Below are 18644 nucleotides of genomic sequence, written 5' to 3'. Positions count from 1 at the left end.
TTCAGTCGACGAGCATCTTCGGGTTGGAACTGCCCCATACGGTGTACAAATCGGCGAGCAACGCGCCGTTGATTTCTTCCATCTCGGCCTGGGTGATTTCGCCCCCGGCCTGCTTGCCGAACAGCACCACTTCGTTACCCCCCTTCACATCAGGGAAGTCGGTGACATCGACCATCAGCGTGTTCATCGACACCTTGCCCACGACCGGCACACGGTGGCCGTTGATCAGCACATGGCCCTTGTTGGTGAATACCCGGCGGTAGCCGTCGGAGTACCCGACCGTAATGTTGGCCAGGCGCGAATCACGGGCCAGGGTGAAGGTACGGTCATAGCCCACGGTGTTGCCGGCCGGATAGCTGTGCACCGCCGCCACGCGCGATTTGAACTGCATTGCACGTTTGTACTCGGTACGCCCCGGCACGGTGTCGCCGAACAGCGCGCCCCCCGTTCGTACCATGTCCAGGCGCGCTTCCGGCACTTCCAGCGTAGCGAACGAGTTGGCAGCGTGCAGGGTGAGCTTGTTGCGGTCTAACCTGGCGTGCTTGATCAACCAGTCGGTCTGCTCGTTGAATGCCGCCAGGCCCTTGCGTACATCGTCCTTGTCTTCCACAGCGAAGTGGGTCATCAGCGCAACCAGTTCGAGGTGCTTCTGGTCGGCGATCTGCAGCGCTTCACCGCGGCCGGACCAGGTGGCCATCTCCACTCCGTTACGGCTCATGCCGCTGGAGTTGAAGGCCAGATGGATGCGCAGGGTCTTGCCATGGCGCGCGGCGATGGCATCAGCCTGGCGGGCAAACTCAGCGCTGCCAACCAGCTCTTCCATGTCGTACTGCAAGGCATCTTCCAGCTCGCTCAGGCTGGCCGCACGGACCCGCACCAGTTGCCCGGTGAAGCCGCTGGCGCGGACCACCCGGGCCTCCTCGTTGCTGGCCACCGCCACGCAGGGCACGCCCTGGGCGATGATCGACGGCATCACCAGACCGATACCATGGCCATAGGCATCGGCCTTGAGCACGGCGCACAGCCTGGACTTGCCAGCCAATTCAGCCTGCAGGGTGCGGATGTTGTGTTGCAGGGCGCTGGCACTGACCTCGACCCAGGCGTTGCTGTTTTGCACGGTCAGGGCGTTGGTGCCGTTGTCCATCGACAACGGGGGTGCCGCATACAGGGGGGCCTGGCCGGTGATCAGAAGTGCCAGGGATGCAGCCAGAAGGGTACGGCGAAAGGGCATGGTGGTTACTCGTGTTCTTGTCGTTGTGCGCGCCTTAACAGACGCAGGTGTGTTTGAGTTCGATGAACGTCACGCCGGGGGTGGCGAAGCCACTGGCCAGGTCGGCCTGCAGCGCGTCCAGGTCACGTGGCTGGTGCACGGTGCAACCGAAGGCGCGGGCCAGGCCGATGAAATCCGGGTTGCGCGGCAGCACGCCGACCGGCTCGATATCCAGGCCGAGCATATCGTCGCGGATCTGGCCGAGGGCGTCATTGTTCCAAAGCAACACCACCAGCGGCCGGTGCAGCTCCTCGACGGCAGTGGCCAGCTCCTGGGCGGTGTACAGGAAGCCGCCATCACCCACCAGTACCAGGCCGGGGCGGTGGTCGCTGGCGAACATGCCACCAATGCCGGCCGGCAGGCCGTAGCCGAGGGTGCCGTAGCCGGTGGGGTGTAGCCAGCTACGTGGTGCCCGGCTGGCGAAGGCGTAGTTGCCGGTATAGGCCAGCTGGGTCATGTCGCTACTGATGAAGGCATCGTCGGGCAGTACGGCGGCGATACGGTCCAGAATGGCCTGGTGCGTGGCCTGCAACGGGGCATGCCCACTGCGGATGGCCTGGCGCAGGTTGGCCACCGCCTCACTGGACTGAGCCGGGTCACGCTGAAGTGCGGGCAGGTGTTCGAGCAAACCGTCCACGGTTTGCCGGGCATCGCCCTGCAGGGCAATGGCACAGGGGTAGAAATCGTTGAACTTGCGCGGGTCGATGTCGACGCGCAGCAGCTCGCCGCGGATCGGCAGGCGCTCGCGCCAGAAGTCGGTGTCGGCCATTTCGGTGCCTACGGCAAGCACCACATCAGCCTGGCTGATCAACTGCCAGCCGGGTTCGACGCACAGGCTGGCGCCGGCATTGAGTGGCGCGTCTGGCGGCAGCAAGCCCTTGCCGGCCACGCTGGTGAACAGAGGCGCCGCCAGCCGTGCACTGAGTTGCTGCAACTGTTCAGCCGCGTGCAACGCGCCCCCACCGGCAATGATCATTGGCCGCTTGGCGGCGGCGAGCTTCAGGGCAGCCTGTTCGAGGGTTTCGCGGCACGGCTGGCCACGCCCCGGCCGACGTACCACCTCATCGCTCCAGTCCCGGCTGACCGATGCCGCCAGCACGTCCAGGGGCACCGAAATATGCACCGGGCGCGGTCGTTCGCTATCGAACACTGCCCAGGCACGCGCGATCAGCTCGGGCAAGTCGTCGCCCCGCAGGGCCACCGCAGAAAACGCCGTGATGGGCGCAGTCATCGCGCGCTGGTCCTGGGTTTCATGCAGGCAGCCCCAGCCCTTGCCCAGGCTGGCGGTGTGGTTGACGCTGGAAATCACCAGCATCGGCACCGAGTCGGCATAGGCTTGGCCGATGGGGGTGGCGACGTTGGTCACGCCGGGGCCGGTAATGACGAAGCACACCCCCGGCTTGCCACTGACCCGCGCATAGCCATCGGCCATGAAACCGGCGCCCTGCTCGTGGCGGGTCAACACATGGCGAATGCCGCTGCCCGGCAGACCACGGTACAGCTCAAGAGTGTGTACCCCGGGGATGCCGAACACGGTCTCCACGCCGTAGTTGGCCAACAACCGCACCAGCGCCTGGCCGGCAGTCAGGGTAAGGTCATTCATGTCGTTCTCCTTGCGCCTGGCCGAGGCGGATCAGCGCGTCGACCGCGGTGGTGCCATTGGCACCGACCATCAATGGGTTCACATCCAGCTCCAGCAACTGCCCGGCGTTTTCGCAGGCGTAATCGGCCACCGCGCGGATGGCCGAGACCAAGGCATCGAGGTTGGCGGCCGGACGGCCACGGAAGCCTTGCAGCAGGCTGGCACTGCGCAGGCTCAGCAGCGCAGCTCGGATGGCGCTGTCGGTAGTGGGCAGCAACAGGCTGACACTGTCCTTGAGCAGTTCGACCAGCACGCCGCCGGCACCGATCACCAGGGCCAGGGCAAAGTCGTGTTCACGCTTGATGCCCACTATGAGCTCGGCCAAGGGCGGCTCGGCCATGGGCTCGAGCAGCACCTGGTCGAACGCGACGTGCGGGGCGTAGGCAGCGATGCGCTGGCGCATCTGCACCAGTGCAGCTTCCAGGGCGCGGGCATCGCGCAGGTTCAACGCCACGGCGCCAGCTTCGGTCTTGTGCGGCAGCTGCGCGCTGACAGCCTTCAGTACCAGCGGGTAACCCACGCGGGCGGCGTCTGCCACGGCGCATTCGGGTGTACTCAGCACGCCCGCAGGCACGGGCAGGCCGAAGGCGCGCAGGGCCTGCTTGGATTGCCATTCGTCCAACAGTAGGCTTTCGCCCGTGAGGGCCTGGGGGCACAGCGGTACCCGCGCAGCCTCGCCCTGGTCCAGCAACCGCTGGCGGCTCCTTTGGTAAGCGACGATACGGCCCCAGGCCGCCAGTCCGTCTTCCACGCCCTGCAGGGCAGCGATGCCCCGTGCATGCAGGCGCTCACGCGCACTGGCAGGCAACAGTTCCGGGAAAGCCGAAGTGACGAAGCCGATCTTGCCGTGGCGTTCAACGGCATCGCAGTACAACCCCAGCAGCAGGTCGCATTCCTTGCGCTCGCCAGTGAACGCCGCCGGGTAGTCCAGCACCAGCATCGCCGCGCCCGCGGCGCCGCTCAGGGTGCTGTCGAGCATGCGTTGCAGGGCGGCCTCATCGCCCCAGATGGCAGTGGTGAAGTCCAGTGGGTTGACCAGGTTGGCATAGCGCGGCAACACCTCCGCCAGTGCCGCCACCTGCCCTTGCTCGAGCTTCGGCAGTTGCAGATCGTGGCGTTCGGCATAGTCGGCAATCAGGCCGGCATCGCCGCCTGAGCAGGCCAGCGCAATCAGCTCGCCATCTGCCGGCAAGCGTCCGCAAGCTGCGGCCTTGAGCGTTTCGACAAAGCTCACCGGGCCGCTGACGCGGATCACCCCCAGGCGCTGGAACAGGCTGTCGTACAACGCATCAGAGCCAGACAACGAGCTGGTGTGGCTGAGCGCCAGTTCAGCGCCGATCTGCGAAACGCCCGTCTTCAATGCAATGATCGGCGTGCCCTGCTGCAGCGCCTTGCACGCGGCGCGGGCGAAGCCCGGCACGTTCTTCAGGCCTTCCAGGTGCAGGCCGATGGCGGTTACCCGTGGGTCGTCGAGCAGTACATCCATCAGCTCGGCCACACCCAGTTGCGCCTGGTTGCCGACCGAGGCCATGTAGGCCACCGGCAGGGAGCGGTCGCTCATGGACAGGTTATAGGCGAAGTTGCCACTTTGCGTGAGGATCGCCACCCCCTTCTCCACCTGCTGGCCACCATGCGCCACCGGCCACAGGGCGGCACCGTGCAGATAGTCGAGCAAGCCATAGCAGTTGGGGCCGAGCAAGGCCATGTTGCCGGCGACGTCGAGTAGGCGTTGCTGCAACTGGTAGCCCTCCTCCCCGCTTTCGGCAAAGCCAGAGGCATAGCAGATGGCGCCGCCGGCCCCGCGAGCAGCCAGCTCGGCAACACACTGCAGGGTCAGCTCACTGTTGGTGGCGATGAACACTGCGTCCGGGGCGTAGGGCAAGTCGGCCACCCGTGCCACGCAGGGGATGCCTTCGAGGCTTTCATGCTGCGGGTTGACCAGCCACAGCTCACCGGCAAAGCCACCTTCGGCGCATCGCTTGAGCGCCCGCGCCATGCTGCGCCCGCCGATAAAAGCCAGGTGCCGGGGCGCCAGCAGGCGCTTGAGGTTGTCACGAATCGATTGCGACATGGGTGTTCTCCTGGCGCTCAGCGCAGCAGCGGGCGCAGCAGTTCGCGGGCGATGATATGCCGCTGGATTTCCGAGGTGCCCTCCCAGATGCGCTCGATACGCGCGTTGCGCCAGATGCGCTCAACCGGCCCTTCATCCATCAGGCCCATGCCACCGAAGATCTGCACCGCTTCGTCGGCGACCTTGCCGAGCACTTCGCTGGCAAACAGCTTGGCCATGCCGGCCTCACCGTCGGTCATGTTGCCCTGGTCCATCTTCCAGGCGGTGTGCAGGGTGAGCATCTCGGCCGCGCGGATCTGCGTGGCCATGTCGGCCAACTTGAACGACACCCCCTGATAGCTGCCGATGGCCTGGCCGAACTGCTTGCGGTCGGCGGCCCATTGCAGTGACAGGTCGAGGGCGCGCTGGGCCTGGCCCACGCAGTTGGCGGCGACCATCACCCGGCCGGCGGTAAGCCAGGCGTTGGCCACTTCCCAGCCCTTGCCGACTTCGCCCAGCACCTTGCTGGCCGGCACCCGGCAGTCGCCGAAGAACAGCTCGTAGGTGTGATAACCACGGTTGCTCACGCACTTGGGACCACGGCGGATGGTCATGCCCGGCGTACCCCGGTCGACCAGCAAGGCGGTGACCGCATTGCGCTTGCGCCCGTTGTGCTCGTAGGTGTCGGTGACAGCGAAGACAATGGCGAAATCGGCGTGGCCCGCGTGGCTGATGAAGTGCTTGCTACCGTTGATGACAAAGTCATCGCCCTGGCGCACGGCGCGGGTCTTGATGGCGTTGGCATCAGAGCCGGCGCCCGGTTCGGTGAGGGCGAAGCAGTCGATCTTCTCGCCCTGTACACACGGCAACAGGTAGTCGTTGATCTGCTCGTCCTTGCAGGCCATGAGGATTTTCGACGGCCGCGCAACGAAGACATGCAGCGCCCAGGACACCTTGGACAGCTCACGTTCGATCAGCGCCTGGGACAGGTAGTCCAGGCCGCCCCCTCCCACTTCCTCGGGCATGTTGAAGGCATAGAACCCGGCAGCGATGGCCTTGCCACGGATCTGCGCTGCCAGCTCGGGTGACACGGCGTCGGCGCGGTCCACCGCTTCCTCATGGGGCAGCAGCTCTTTGGCAACAAAGCTGCGTACCGCTTCCACCAACATTTCTTGTTCTTGGGTCAGTTGGAAATTCATCTGCGAAGGTCCTGATGAGGGTCGGGTATCGGATTACTGGCCGGTAAAACGGGGGGCGCGACGTTCCACCGAGGCTTGCAGGGCCTCGGCGCCATCCTGGCTGCGGCCACACAACAGGCCGGCGTGGCGCTCGGCTTCCAGCTGTTCAGCCAGCGTGCGCCGGGCACCGTCGCGTATCAGCCGCTTGGTTTGCGCATAGGCGAAGGTCGGGCCGTTGGCCAGGCGCCCGGCCAGCTCGGCGACGACGGCAGGCAACTGCTCGTCGGCACAGACTTCGCTGACCAACCCGGCGGCCAGGGCGCGATCGGCGCCCCACAACTCGTCGAGGAACAGCAGGCGCTTGGCCTGCTCGCTACCGATCAGCCGTGGCAGGTGCCAGCTGGCGCCGGCATCGGGGCTGTAGCCCATGCTGGTGTAGCCGGCCTTGAAGCGCGCCGAGGCGGCGGCGATGCGCAGATCGCAGCACAGGCTGAGGTCCATGCCACCACCCACAGCGGTGCCGTTGATGGCGGCGATGGTGGGTTTGTCGAGGCTGTGCAGGCGCAACATCAGGGCATGGGCAGTTTCGGTCCAGCCGTAGCTCTCCAGGGTGCCCGCCGCTTCGGCGGCTGCCCATTCGGCCAGGTCGGCGCCAGCGCAGAAGCTGCGGCCGCTGCCGGTCAGCACCACCACGCGAACGGTGAGGTCGCTGGCATGGCTGTCGAGCAAGGCGTGCAGTTGCTTGAGGGTGGGAATGTCCAGCGCGTTGCGTTGCTCGGGGCGGTTGAGGGTGATCCAGGCAACGCCGGCTTCGACCTTGCTCAACAGTGACGACGACGGGGTGGTCATGGGGGGCCTCGGTGTTGTTGTGATGGTTTTGGAGGGCTTGACGAGAGAGATACTAAACGAGTGTTCAGCAAGGCGGGATGGGCTGTTACAACTTCGCACAACTCGGTGTTTGGCGTTACACAAGGGTGTTCGTCATGACGGCTTTATGGCCTGTGAGATCGCGCGCCGCACAGGCGGCGCAAGACCTCACAGGTACTGAAAATGCAGCGACCAACACCTGCCGCCGACGAGCTACGGCATCAAACCCTTGGTGCGCTGGGCTCGAAGGCCCCCTGCCGGCGGCGGTTGACGAAGAAGTACGCCGCATAGCACAGGGCAATGAAGCCAAAGCCCCAGTACAGTGACGGCCGCTGGGTTTCATCCAGCGCCAGGAACACGAACAGCGAACTGCACAGGGTGATGCACAGCAGCGGCACCAGTGGGTACAGCGGCGCCTTGTACTTCAGGTCCTGCACTTGCCCGCCGTCGCGCAGCCAGGCCTTGCGGAAGCGGTACTGCGCCAGGGCGATGACGATCCAGGTCACGGTGCCGGACATACCGCTCACCGCCATCAGCACCATGAACAGCGTGTCAGCCGCAACGAAGCTGGTCATCAGCGAAATCAGCGCAAAGCACAGGGTGATGCTCAGCGCCCGCAGCGGCACGCCACGCTTGCTCAGCGGCGACAGGCTTTTGGGTGCCATGCCAGTCTTGGACATGGCCCAGAGGATGCGCGTAGAGGCATACAACCCGGAGTTACCCACCGAGAGGATGGCCGTGAGGATAACGAAGTTCATCAAGTCGGCGGCGTAAGGGATGCCGACCATGTCGAACACCTGCACGAACGGGCTTTCCATCAGCCCGGCCTGCTCGTGCGGCACAATGGCCGACAGCACGGCAATCGCCAGCACATAGAAGATCAGCACGCGGAACACCACGTTGCGCACCGCCCGCGGGATGCTCTTTTCCGGGTGCTCGGTCTCACCGGCAGCCACCCCCATGATTTCGCAGCCCTGGAAGGCATAGACCACGGTCATCATCACCGCGAACACTGCCGACAGGCCGTGGGGGAACAGCGACTCGCCCACCAGGTTGTTCAGCATCGGTGCGGGTGCCCCGCTGCTCAGGGGGATGGCACCGAAGATCACCAGCAGGCCAATGACGATGAAGCCGAGGATGGTTGCCACCTTGATGCCCGAGAACCAGTACTCGGCCTCGCCAAAGGCACGCGTGGCCAGGGCGTTGAGGCCGAACAGCACCACCACGAACAGTGCCGACCAGTACCAGATCGGCACCTCCGGGAACCAGCGGGTCATCAACATGCCGGCAGCGGTGAACTCCAGGCCTACGGTGGTGGCCCAGCTCATCCAGTACACCCAGCCGATCATGAACCCGGTGGCCGGGCCAATGTACTTGGTGGCGTGGGCCTGGAACGAACCGGACACTGGCATCTGCACCGACAGCTCGCCCAGGCAGACCATCACCAGGTACATCAGCAAGCCCGCGACCAGGTAGGCCAGGATCGCGCCCACCGGCCCGCCCTGATTGATGGTTACGCCCGAGCCCATGAACAGGCCGGTGCCAATAACCCCACCCAGCGACAGCATGAAGATGTGCCGGCTTTTCAGGGCGCGGGTGAGCTGGATCTTTTCAACGCTGTCAGTCATGGCACACCTCGCCTTTGCGGCCGGTGCGTGGGAGGGTTCGAATGAGGGGATGAGCGCTACGGCATGTCATTATTCTTGTCTCCAATAAGCCTCATGGACCGCGTGCAACACGGTTGCCATGGATTATTGGAAACGGATGTAAGGCGCCGTTGTACGAACGGATCGAAGATGTAAAAAGTCGTAAGTTTTTTGTACGTCAGCCCTGGATCAACTGTTCCAGCGTGGCACTGGCCTGACCTAGCTGGGTGGTCAGCGGCTTGCCGAGGGCTTGCATGGCCTGTAGGTCATGCTGCCGGGCCGCCACCTCCAGACCACGCAACACCGTAGCCAGCCCGCTAAACCCCAGGGAATCGCAACTGCCAGCCAGGCGGTGGGCCAGGTGCAGCACTTCGGTGAAGTCCTGGGCTGGCAGCGCCTCGGCCAGCGCCGTGGCGTGCTGCTGCAGTGACTGGCGCAGGACCTTCAGCAGGCCTTGCAACTTCTGCTCCCCCAGCAGTGAACGGTGGGTGTCGAGCAATGACCAGTCCATGTCTGCGCCAGCGCTGGCCACTTCAGCGGGCGCTACGTCAGCCAACGCCCTGCGCAGGTTGTCCAGCCGCAAAGGCTTGGCCAGTACGCCCTGCATGCCAGCGTCCAGATAACCCGCTACCTGGCCCGGTTGCACGCCGGCCGTCAGCGCCAGGATCCGACTGTGGCGGTTCGGCCCAGGCGAGGCACGCAACTGTCGGCACAACGCCACCCCGTTCATGCCCGGCAAGTGCACGTCCAGCAGAACCAGGTCGAAGCGCCGCTGCGCGCATGCCTGCAGGGCTTGGCTGGCGTCTTCGGCAAAGCTTACCCGGTGACCGTCGCGCATCAGCAGGCCACCGGCAACCTCACGGTTCAGCGCAACGTCTTCGACCACCAGGATATCCAGGCTAGGCAAGGGCGAAGGGGCTGGTAAACCCGCCGAGACAGGCTGCCCGCGAGCCATGTCGAGTTCGAACCAAAAGCTGCTGCCCTGCCCTTGAACGCTCTCAAGGCCGATGCTACCGCCCAGTTTCTCCACCAGGTGCTTGCAGATCGCCAGGCCCAGGCCAGTGCCGCCATAGCGCTGGGTCACCGCTTCGCTGGCCTGGACGAAACGGTCGAAGATCTTCGCCTGAACGGCCGGTTCGATGCCGATACCGTTGTCACGGACCGACAGCCGCAAGCGCTGCGAGCATTCGTTACCGGCAAGCACCTGCACTGTAAGCTGTACCTGGCCGTGCTCAGTGAACTTGATGGCATTGGCCAGCAGATTGCTCAGCACCTGTCGCAGGTACTGCTCTGCGCCGTACTGGTACGCGGCCAGTTGCTCATCGACCTGCAGTTGCAGGGTGTCGGCATTCTCCATGGCCATGGGTTCGAGCAACGCCAGCACTTCCTGGCACAACTGACGCAAGGAAAACACCACCCGTTCGGCGCGGCTCTCGCCTTCTTCGAGCCGGGCGAAATACAGCACTTCGTTGAGAATCGCCAACAGCCCTTCGCCGGCCTTGTACAAGGCCTCGACACGCTGGCGGTCGGCGACCTCCAGGCGCCCGCCGCGCAGCAGTTCGGCCATGCCCAGAATACCGTTGAGCGGCGTGCGCAGTTCATGGCTCATGGTCGCCAAGAAGCGCGACTTGGCCAGGTTGGCAGCCTCGGCCTCGTCCTTGGCCCGAGCCAGGCTGGCCGTACGCCGCTCGACCATGGCCTGCAATTCGTCGCGTTTGTCCTGCAGTTCCAGGCGGTCACGCTCACGGCGCTCGATATCGCTGAGGATGGCGCGGCGCATATCGTCCAGGGCATTGGCCACAGTGTCGATTTCGTCGGGGCGCGATGAGCGGCGGCGGCCAAGGCGCAAGGGCTCCTGCCACTGGCCGGCGCCAATGCGGCGGGCGAACTCGGCCATCACTTGCAGGTGGCGGGTGACCAGACGGTAGAACAGCCCTGACAACGCCACTGCCAGGCCGCACAGAAACACGCCCATCCATAGCAGGCTGGCAAGGCCCGTGGCGTAAAGCCGCCGGTGTACCGCGCCAAGGTCGATGCTGACTTCCAGCTCCCCCAGATGCCTGACCGGCCCTGAGAACGGCTGGTAGTCGAGGGGAAAGCGCTCGATGCGCAGCGGCCCTTGGGGGTCGGGCTCACCGCGCAACAGCGGGAAATCATCACTGAGCAGACGCACCCGCGCCACATCGGAAAAGTCCACCAGGCCGCGCAACTGAACATCCAGCTGCGCCTCGTCGAGGTCCCACAGGCTGCGTTCCAGGCTGGCCAGGTAGCCGGCACGGATCAACGCCATGCGTGCCTCTATATCCCGCATTTCGCGACGGTACTCGAAGTACAACTGCACGCCGCTGGCCAGCACCGTGAAGCACAAGCTGAACAGCAGGATGAACAGCAGCAGGCGACGCAGCAGGCCATCGGTGCGCAGGTGGATCATCGTGCATCCGCCGGCAGGTTGATCATGTCGCGGTAAGTGACCTCACTTTGCTCCAGCCAACGCGCGATCTCACCCGCCTGGTTCATCCGCTGCAACTGCGCATCGATTTCAGCCATGCGCTGGCTCAAGGGTGACTGTCGCGATACCGCAACTCGCAGGTAGTCCACGCTCAGTGCCGTGGGCAATGCGCGAATATCCTGCGCCCCGGGCAGGTGTTCGATGAACAGCAGCCCGGTGCGCCGCTCCTGAATCACATAGTCGATGCGCCCGCGGATCAGCTTGCCAAAGTTCTGCTGGCTGGACGATACCCGCTCGATGTTCTGGTGGCGGGCGACGAAGCGATCGAACTCGGCGCCATAGCTTTCACCGTACAGCAGGCCGCCGCGGTAACCCGCCAGGTCCTCCAGCTGCTGGAACTGCACCGGCCGCTTGCGGTTGTAGAACACGGCCACTTCCTCGCGCACCACCGGCTCTGTGGAAAAACGCATGCGCTGGTCACGCTGGTCACTGTTGTAGGCCAGCACCACGTCCACCCGCCCGGCGGCGGCGTCCATCAGGCAGCGCTTCCAGTTGCCCAGCACCACGGTCTGCACCTCGTAGCCCATGCGCGCAAACAGTTCGCGCACCACGGTCGGGGCCAGGCCCCGCACCTGGTGGCCGTCGCTCCAGGAAATGGGCGGGTACACCGGGTAGTCACAGTAACGCACCGGTTCACTGGCACTGGCGTGTAGAGTGGGCAACGTCAAGGCCAGCGCCAACCGCCAGGCGCGAGGAATCATGCTGCCACGCTGGCGGTGAACAGGTAGCCGGTGCCGTGAATGGTGATGATCAACTGCGGTTCGGCCGGGTCGTCATGCAGCTTGCGCCGCAGGCGGCCGACCAGCACGTCGATGGAGCGGTCGTTGGGCACCCACTCGCGGTTGCGAATCTGGTCCATCAGTTGGTCGCGGCTGAGAGTGTGGCCACTGTTGCGCAGGAACACGCTGAGCAACTGGAACTCGCCGTGGGTCAGCAGGGTTTGCCCGCCACGGGCGTCGATCAGGCGCCGGCGGTCGGTGTCCAGTGCCCAGTCGGCGAACTGCTTCAGTGATTGCGCACAGGCCGAGGTGGGGTGCGCCTCGCGGGCATGGCGCACGCGGCGGATCAGGTTTTTCGCCCGGGACACCAGCTCGCGGGGGTTGAGCGGTTTGATCACGTAGTCATCTGCCCCGCATTCCAGGCCAACGATGCGGTCGATGTCGTCATTGCGCCCGGTGACGAGGATGATGCCAACCTCCGAGCGCACCCGCAGTTCGCGGGTCAGGGTGAGGCCGTCCTTGCCGGGCAGGCGGATGTCCAGCAGCACCAGGTCGACATCCTGGCTGGCAAGCAGGGCTTCGGCCCCTTCGGCTGTATCGGCGCAGTGTACGTCGTAGCCTTCCTGGGACAGGTAAGCCTGCAGCAAGTCACGAATAAGCGGATCGTCATCGACGATCAATACCCGAGGCGTCATTGCGTGTTGTCTCTTTTTTATTGGTGTTGTTCTACACACTCGCGACAGCAGCGTACTCGTTACTGAACAGGTGATCAACAGCCCTCGGGCAGGCTGAAGCGCCTCCGGCCACCGGCCTGCAGGCCGTCGACCCAGGCCTCGCAGATGATCACGCCCTGCTCGGGGCTGAAGGTGCCGGGGTTCAGGCCCGACTCCAGCCACAGGCCGTCGAGCAAGGCGCTCAGGCTGATGGCCGCCAGGTCGGCATCGAAGCCCTGCCAGCCCTCCTCTTCGGCCAGTCTGGCCAGTAGCTGGCCAAGCTCGTTGCGGTACTCGCCATAGGAGTGGTCGTGCACCTGGTTGATCGCGTCGGCGGTCTTCACCGCGCCCCAGAAGGCCAGCCAGGCATCGAGCAATTGCGGGTCGAGCAGCTCGGCGCAGAACGAGGCACGAAAGAACGCGGACAGCCGCTCGCGGGCATTGGGCGCGGCCTGGGCCATGGCCTCACGCAACAGGCCCATCACCCTACCGGTGACGGCCATGTAAGCCTCTGCAACCAGTTCGTCCTTGCCCGCGTAATGGTGGCTGATCAGCCCGACCGAGACCCCGGCCTCGGCCGAGATCTTGCGGATCGAAGCCCCCTGGAAACCATGGCGTTTGAGGCACACCAGGGTCGCCTCGACCAGGTTGGCTTTGCGCAATTCCGGCAGCATGCGGTGGTAGCGGGCTTCCTGAGTCATCAGTGGGTCTCTGGTTAGGGGCTGGGCTGAACGACTGTACAACAAGCCGGACTGCGTGATAAACCCTAAGCGCCACTGCCCGGCAGGGCCCCCTCACAACAACAAAAGCGGCTGCCATGAACGACCTGATCACACGCGAGCTGGACCAAGGCCTGCTGACCCTGGCCTTCAACCGCCCCGACAAGCTCAATGCCCTGAACACTGCCATGTACCAGTTGCTGGGTGACCTGTTGCTGGCAGCAGGTGAAGACCCCGCTGTCGATGCCATCATCATCACCGGTGGGCCGCACTGCTTCAGCGCTGGCAACGACCTTCGCGACTTCCTCGACAACCCGCCCAGCGACCTGGACAGCCCGGTGTTCCGCCTGATGCACGTGGTCATGGGCCTGGACAAGCCGCTGATCGCAGCGGTCAGTGGTGCGGCGATCGGCATCGGGGCCACCCTGTTGCTGCACTGCGACCAGGTGCTGGTCAGCCGCTCGACCAAGCTGCGCATGCCTTTCGCGCCGCTGGGTGTGTGCCCGGAGTTTGGTTCCAGCCTGCTGCTGCCGCGTGTGCTTGGCCAGGCCCGGGCGGCACGTTTGCTGTTGACCAGTGCATTGCTGGATGGCGAACAGATGCTGGCCTGGGGGCTGGCCAATGAGCTGCATGAAAACGGCGAACAGTGCCTGGACGCTGCCCGCACGCTGGCGCGGCAGCTGCAAGGCTACCCGCAGGCGGCACTGCGGATCAGCAAGCGGCTGCTCAAGGACAGCCAGCGGGCGGAGCTGGAGGCCACGGTGGCGCGGGAAAGCCGACTGTTCATCGAATGCTTGCGTACTGAAGAAGCGCGGGCAGTGCTGCGAGGGATGATCAAGGATTGAAGGGGCTGGCGCGATCTTCATGGGCGCAACTGTCTTGCTTGAACGTTGTTGCACTAGTACCCGGTCATCTCCAGATACCCGCGCCCGCCCGCACTCCCGTTCAAGCGTACCGGCCCTTCCCAATACGGGAACCGTGTCTGCATCCACGCCTGCGGCTCAACGGCATCGACCTGCACATCCACCCCATGCTCCGGCACTTGTACCCGCCAGCGCGTCGGTACCTGCTTGCCGTTTTTCTGCGCAGACCAGGCCAGCGCCTGCAGGCGGATCTGTGCCGCGTCCAGCGCCACCACCTCCCCCTGTGGCCCTACCCAGGTCCCGGCGCGATACGGTTCCCCGTGGGTCTCCCGTACCTGGAACAGCATCAGCTTGGCGCCACTGTCCAGGTGCAGGGAAAACCAGTCCCAGCCGGTCTGCCCGGGCGCCAACGGCTGGCTGCTCCATTCCCGGTCCAGCCAGGCCTGCCCGGTAACCGCGATGCACAGGCTGCCACGCTGGACTTGCCCCTGGACGTGGTAGAACGGCTGGCTGTAATAGTACGAAGCCTGGCCCTTGCCTGATTTTTCGCTGTAGCCCTGCTCCCCGTGCAGCACCAAGGGAAGATCGCTGTGCAACTGCAAGTCATAGCGAAAACCGTCGCCACTTGCGGCCATCTGCAGCTGTTCAATACCGCCCTGGCCTTGTAACACCCAGTCATTGATCCATGCCCGAAACGGCTGGGCCTGCACGCCGGCCTGGCCGACACCACCCCGCGCCAGGGTTTCCGCAGCCTGATGGCCACCCGGCCCGGTCAGTGCTGCATGCCCCATCCACAGGTTCGGGCTGTTCCAGCCGATGGTCTCCGGACCGGGGCGCAGGGCCGAGCGGAACAGTGTCCACTGGGCGCCCCAATCTCGGCCCTGGGCGTCCTTGAGGTTGGCGGTGACATACCACCACTCGATACGAAAGCCATCGTGGGGGCCGTGGTCATGCGGGAAGACCAGACGATGATCGCGGGTCACCTGGCTGAATTCGCCAGCCTGCTGCCCGAGCCCGGCATAGCTTTGCGGTGCTGGCTGATCACAGCCGCACAACAACAACCCGGTCAGCAACAGCCACGCATCAAGCTTCATCGGCCAGCGGCCTCAACAGTTCGCGCGGCTGGCGGCGCGCCAGTTGCCACAGCGGCCAGGCGCAGGCCAGCAGGCTGGTGAGCATGCCCAACACGGTCAACTGCAGCAGTTGCATGGGGAACACATACAGCGGTAAGCGCCAGCCGAAGGCCTGCACGTTCACCACCGCGACCAGGCACCAGGCCAGCAACAGCCCAAGCGGGATTGCCAGCAACACGGTGAAGCTGCTTAGCATGAGTGTCTGCCCTAGGCTCAGCCAGACCAGTTGCATGCGCCGCACCCCCAACGCCCACAGCGGCGCCAACTGGCCCAGCCGGGCCTGGCCCAGGGTCAGCAGGTTGATGAATAACGCCACACCGGCCACGCCAAGGGTAAGGCTGTTGAGGGCTGCGGTGGCGGCAAAGGTGCGGTTGAAGACGTCGGTCGACCAGCGTTTCAGGCGCGCCTGCTCGACCACTCGGCTGTCATCCAGGGCAAAGTGCTGTTGCAGCGCGGCCTTGAGCACCGGCGCCCGTTCAGCGCTAAGGTCGACACTCAGGCCGGCTAGGGTTGCCTGTGGCCAGTGGGCGCGCAACCAGCCGGCATTGACCAGTACATGCCCCTTGGGGTTGCCGTAATCGGCATAGATCCCCACCACGGGCAAGGCTGGCGTGTCTACGGGCAGCTGCAGGCTGTCGCCCAGTTGCAGGTTCAGTCGCCTGGCCAACTGCTCACTGAGCATCAAGCCTTGTCCGCTGGCCAGTTGCTGCCAAGCACGCGAATGCTGTTCCAGCAATGGCCAGCGCGTACGATAGGCAGGGTGATCGACAATGCCCTGCACTTGCACCGGCCAACCTTGCAGCTGCATGTCTGCGCGCCAGCCGGGCAGGACCATGCTGGCCCCGGGCTGCTGCTTGAGCCACTCGACTATCTGCAAGCCTTGGGCTGTGTCCCGCGGGGTGACATACAGGTCGGCGGAGAGGCGCAGGTCAAGCCAACCGACAAACGTCTTGCGAAAACCCTCGGTCATGCTGCCCACGCCAACACTGGCAGCCAGGGCCAGCAAAAGGGCGACCAACGCCAGGCTCAGCGCTGGCAACTGCTGGCGGCTGTCAGCCACGAACCATTGCGCCAATGGCCGGTGGCAACGACGCGCCAGCCAGGCCAGTACCCGATCGAGCAAGGCCGGCAACAGCAGCGCCGCCGCCAGCAGCAACCCTGCCAGCATGCCGAACGCGCCAAGCAAGCCAGCCCCGAAGACACCACAACCCAAGGCCAGCAACAGCAGCAGGCCCGCTAGCAATGCCTGCCGTTGCAACCATGGCCCCTGCGCCAGTCGCCAGGCCTGGGGTTGCGCCAGCGCCAGCAAAGGCAATCGGGCAGCGCGCATTACACTCTCCAGCCCTGCCAGCAATGCCCCGAGTACACTCACCAGCACACCCTGCAGCCACCACCCCGCCGGCAGGCTCAACGTGCCAGCGACCTGGGCGCCATACAGACCACGCAGGCTGGCGGCCACGTCAGGCAGCAGCCATGCGGCCAATGCATAACCACTGGCCACCCCGGCCAGCCCACCCAGTGCCGCGAACAGGCACAGCTCCAGCACCAGGGCACCCAGCAGGGGCTTCAGGCTGACGCCGCACGCGCGCAGGTTGCGGATCAGCCCACGGCGCTGCTCCAGCGCCAGACCGATCGCGGCGTGGGCGATGAACAAGCCGACGACGAACGCCAGCAGGCCGAGCGCGGTCAGGTTTAGGTGGAAACTGTCGGTCAGGCGCTGCAAACCGCCATCGTCCTGCTGCGGCTGCAGTTCAAGGTAGCGGGCGATATCCGCAGGCAACGGCCTGGACGTATCGGCCAGCAGCAGACGGGACAACTGCCCCGGTGCGTTCAGCAACGTCTGCGCGTGGCCGATGTCCACCACGATGACCCCGGGCGCCAACGCAGGCTGCAAAACCAAAGGCGGCAGCAACTGCCCTTCACTGTCGCGGGTCGGCTGCCCGGGGCTTGTGTTCAGTTGACGCAAGGTGTCTGGCCCAACCCAGGCTTGCCCGGGTGAGCCGATGAACGCTTGCAGGTCGAATGTTTGCACCTGCACTCCGGCAATGCTGCTGGCAGGCGGCAGGCTCAACGGCTCGATGCCGATCAGCCGCACACTGCGTGCGGGCTCACCCGGCAAGCGCAAGCGCCCTTCCAGCACCGGCGAAACAGCCCAGCCCAGCCTGCGCAGTTGCACATACAACGCCTGATCGAAGCGCTCACCATTACGCGCTGTCAGTTGCGCCTGCAGCGGCCCGGTCAATACCGCGCTGGCCCGGGCATAGTCGCTGCGTGCCTGGCTGTTCAACGCCTGCACACCGGTCCACAACGCCGTGGCCAGCCACAGGCCAGTGAAGATGCTGAAGCACTGCACACGATGGCGCCGCCAATGGCTGAGCAGCGCCAACAGGGCCAGCGACAAAAGCTTCATCATCCCTGCTCGGGCCGCACACGGCCGGCCTGCAGGTAGCAACGGTGCTGCAAACGCGCCGCCAGCCGCGGGCTGTGGGTCACCATCAGTACCCCGCTGCCGGCTTCGGCGACCAACTGCAGCAACAAACTCAGCACCTCGTCACTGCTGGCTTCATCGAGGCTGCCGGTCGGTTCGTCAGCCAGCAGCCAGGCCGGACGCCCGGCAAGTGCACGGCCGATCGCGACCCGCTGCTGCTGGCCGCCAGACAGTTGTTCCGGATAACGCTCAAGCAGGTCCGCCAGGCCCAGGCGCTGCGCCAGGTAAGCCGCCCAATGCGGGTCATGCCGCCCGGCCAGGCGCGCCTGGAAAGTAAGGTTCAGGCCTACGTCCAGGCTACTGATCAGGTTGTACTGTTGAAACACCAGGCCGATCCCTTCCCGCCGCCACTGCGCCAAGGAAGCTTCCGAACGGCCGTCAAGCGGAACGTCGTCGATCAGAATACGGCCGCTGTCAGCTCGGTCCAGGCCAGCCACCAGGTGCAGCAAAGTGCTCTTGCCGCTGCCCGACTCGCCCATCAGCGCCAGGCTGCTGCCCCGCGCCAGGCGCACATCGACCCCCTGCAATATGGGGAGCGGGCCTTGGGGGGTGGGGAATGATTTGTAGAGTTTTTCGATGGCTAGCATCGAGTGGCCTTGATGGGTTGGGTGTCCCTTTAGGCATAGCAGGTTCGGCCAGGCCTGCTTCTGCACCGGCGCTCGCCAGCGCTCTTCTGGTCAGACGACGTGCTGCTGTAGCCGCCCCCTCGAATCGCTGGAGACGCCCATCAATGGATCCACTAAAAACCGATAATCGCACAGAATTCACTTAATACGAGCAAAACCCATTGACCATTCACTGCATGCGCAGCCTTAATGGATCCATTAAATAAAAACAAAACCCCGGA

General features: G+C 64.9%; 14 protein-coding genes. 1 reads left to right on the top strand and 13 read right to left on the bottom strand.

The window, feature by feature from the left end:
* Position 1 precedes the first annotated feature (1 nt).
* From alr to ACF8EA_RS22495, 10 genes are all read right to left on the bottom strand, one after another.
* A complete protein-coding gene (gene alr / locus ACF8EA_RS22540; protein WP_392523284.1) occupies positions 2-1231 on the bottom strand; it encodes an alanine racemase in 1230 nt (409 codons plus the stop codon).
* Between the two features lie 34 nt (positions 1232-1265).
* Complete coding sequence (locus tag ACF8EA_RS22535) at positions 1266-2873, bottom strand: 5-guanidino-2-oxopentanoate decarboxylase (RefSeq protein ID WP_392523283.1); 1608 nt, start codon at positions 2871-2873, stop codon at positions 1266-1268.
* On the bottom strand, positions 2866-4983 hold the full coding sequence (locus tag ACF8EA_RS22530) for an acetate--CoA ligase family protein (protein ID WP_392523282.1): 2118 nt from the start codon (positions 4981-4983) through the stop codon (positions 2866-2868). The genes ACF8EA_RS22535 and ACF8EA_RS22530 overlap by 8 nt, the downstream gene beginning before the upstream one ends.
* A gap of 17 nt (positions 4984-5000) precedes the next feature.
* Positions 5001-6161, bottom strand: a complete 1161-nt coding sequence (locus ACF8EA_RS22525; protein WP_392523280.1) for an acyl-CoA dehydrogenase family protein — start codon at positions 6159-6161, stop codon at positions 5001-5003.
* A 33-nt stretch (positions 6162-6194) separates the two neighbouring features.
* Positions 6195-6989 carry an enoyl-CoA hydratase/isomerase family protein gene (locus ACF8EA_RS22520; RefSeq protein WP_392523278.1) on the bottom strand — a complete coding sequence of 265 codons (795 nt, stop codon included), beginning with the start codon at positions 6987-6989 and terminating at the stop codon, positions 6195-6197.
* A gap of 239 nt (positions 6990-7228) precedes the next feature.
* Complete coding sequence (locus ACF8EA_RS22515; protein ID WP_021782066.1) at positions 7229-8635, bottom strand: amino acid permease; 1407 nt, start codon at positions 8633-8635, stop codon at positions 7229-7231.
* 196 nt (positions 8636-8831) lie between these two features.
* Positions 8832-11084 carry an ATP-binding protein gene (locus ACF8EA_RS22510; RefSeq protein ID WP_392523277.1) on the bottom strand — a complete coding sequence of 751 codons (2253 nt, stop codon included), beginning with the start codon at positions 11082-11084 and terminating at the stop codon, positions 8832-8834.
* The gene (locus ACF8EA_RS22505) at positions 11081-11863 is read right to left on the bottom strand and encodes an ABC transporter substrate-binding protein (protein ID WP_279934839.1); all 783 of its coding nucleotides are present in this window, start codon (positions 11861-11863) and stop codon (positions 11081-11083) included. The genes ACF8EA_RS22510 and ACF8EA_RS22505 overlap by 4 nt, the downstream gene beginning before the upstream one ends.
* Positions 11860-12576, bottom strand: coding sequence for a response regulator (locus tag ACF8EA_RS22500; RefSeq protein ID WP_103444245.1), 717 nt, complete (start codon positions 12574-12576; stop codon positions 11860-11862). Before ACF8EA_RS22500 ends, ACF8EA_RS22505 begins: the two co-directional genes overlap by 4 nt.
* A 74-nt stretch (positions 12577-12650) precedes the next feature.
* Positions 12651-13295, bottom strand: coding sequence for a TetR family transcriptional regulator C-terminal domain-containing protein (locus ACF8EA_RS22495; protein WP_014756232.1), 645 nt, complete (start codon positions 13293-13295; stop codon positions 12651-12653).
* A gap of 116 nt (positions 13296-13411) precedes the next feature.
* On the opposite strand from ACF8EA_RS22495, the gene ACF8EA_RS22490 reads away from it, so the two are divergent.
* Complete coding sequence (locus ACF8EA_RS22490) at positions 13412-14158, top strand: enoyl-CoA hydratase-related protein (RefSeq protein WP_392523275.1); 747 nt, start codon at positions 13412-13414, stop codon at positions 14156-14158.
* 53 nt (positions 14159-14211) lie between these two features.
* Here the strand turns inward: ACF8EA_RS22490 and ACF8EA_RS22485 are convergent, their stop codons facing one another.
* From ACF8EA_RS22485 to ACF8EA_RS22475, 3 genes are read right to left on the bottom strand one after another with little or no spacing between them, the layout of a single operon-like run.
* A complete protein-coding gene (locus tag ACF8EA_RS22485; protein ID WP_392523273.1) occupies positions 14212-15270 on the bottom strand; it encodes a lipocalin-like domain-containing protein in 1059 nt (352 codons plus the stop codon).
* Entirely contained in the window at positions 15260-17719 is a 2460-nt protein-coding gene (locus ACF8EA_RS22480) for an FtsX-like permease family protein (protein WP_392523320.1), read from the bottom strand. The genes ACF8EA_RS22485 and ACF8EA_RS22480 overlap by 11 nt, the downstream gene beginning before the upstream one ends.
* Positions 17719-18384: an ABC transporter ATP-binding protein gene (locus tag ACF8EA_RS22475; protein WP_392523272.1), complete on the bottom strand. Its 666-nt coding sequence runs from the start codon at positions 18382-18384 to the stop codon at positions 17719-17721. Before ACF8EA_RS22475 ends, ACF8EA_RS22480 begins: the two co-directional genes overlap by 1 nt.
* Positions 18385-18644 lie beyond the last annotated feature (260 nt).

Origin of the sequence: Pseudomonas sp. YQ_5 (assembly GCF_043103305.1) — a bacterium.
Lineage (GTDB): Bacteria > Pseudomonadota > Gammaproteobacteria > Pseudomonadales > Pseudomonadaceae > Aquipseudomonas > Aquipseudomonas putida_Y.
This window is presented reverse-complemented; position numbering and strand designations above follow the sequence as displayed.

What these genes read in the sequence shown, in the direction of transcription:
- ACF8EA_RS22485 (WP_392523273.1), bottom strand. Translation starts at nt 15,270, where the DNA reads ATGAAGCTTGATGCGTGGCTGTTGCTGACCGGGTTGTTGTTGTGCGGC.
- ACF8EA_RS22495 (WP_014756232.1), bottom strand. Translation starts at nt 13,295, where the DNA reads ATGACTCAGGAAGCCCGCTACCACCGCATGCTGCCGGAATTGCGCAAA.
- ACF8EA_RS22520 (WP_392523278.1), bottom strand. Translation starts at nt 6,989, where the DNA reads ATGACCACCCCGTCGTCGTCACTGTTGAGCAAGGTCGAAGCCGGCGTT.
- alr (WP_392523284.1), bottom strand. Translation starts at nt 1,231, where the DNA reads ATGCCCTTTCGCCGTACCCTTCTGGCTGCATCCCTGGCACTTCTGATC.
- ACF8EA_RS22475 (WP_392523272.1), bottom strand. Translation starts at nt 18,384, where the DNA reads ATGCTAGCCATCGAAAAACTCTACAAATCATTCCCCACCCCCCAAGGC.
- ACF8EA_RS22515 (WP_021782066.1), bottom strand. Translation starts at nt 8,635, where the DNA reads ATGACTGACAGCGTTGAAAAGATCCAGCTCACCCGCGCCCTGAAAAGC.
- ACF8EA_RS22510 (WP_392523277.1), bottom strand. Translation starts at nt 11,084, where the DNA reads ATGATCCACCTGCGCACCGATGGCCTGCTGCGTCGCCTGCTGCTGTTC.
- ACF8EA_RS22480 (WP_392523320.1), bottom strand. Translation starts at nt 17,719, where the DNA reads ATGAAGCTTTTGTCGCTGGCCCTGTTGGCGCTGCTCAGCCATTGGCGG.
- ACF8EA_RS22525 (WP_392523280.1), bottom strand. Translation starts at nt 6,161, where the DNA reads ATGAATTTCCAACTGACCCAAGAACAAGAAATGTTGGTGGAAGCGGTA.
- ACF8EA_RS22530 (WP_392523282.1), bottom strand. Translation starts at nt 4,983, where the DNA reads ATGTCGCAATCGATTCGTGACAACCTCAAGCGCCTGCTGGCGCCCCGG.
- ACF8EA_RS22490 (WP_392523275.1), top strand. Translation starts at nt 13,412, where the DNA reads ATGAACGACCTGATCACACGCGAGCTGGACCAAGGCCTGCTGACCCTG.
- ACF8EA_RS22535 (WP_392523283.1), bottom strand. Translation starts at nt 2,873, where the DNA reads ATGAATGACCTTACCCTGACTGCCGGCCAGGCGCTGGTGCGGTTGTTG.
- ACF8EA_RS22505 (WP_279934839.1), bottom strand. Translation starts at nt 11,863, where the DNA reads ATGATTCCTCGCGCCTGGCGGTTGGCGCTGGCCTTGACGTTGCCCACT.
- ACF8EA_RS22500 (WP_103444245.1), bottom strand. Translation starts at nt 12,576, where the DNA reads ATGACGCCTCGGGTATTGATCGTCGATGACGATCCGCTTATTCGTGAC.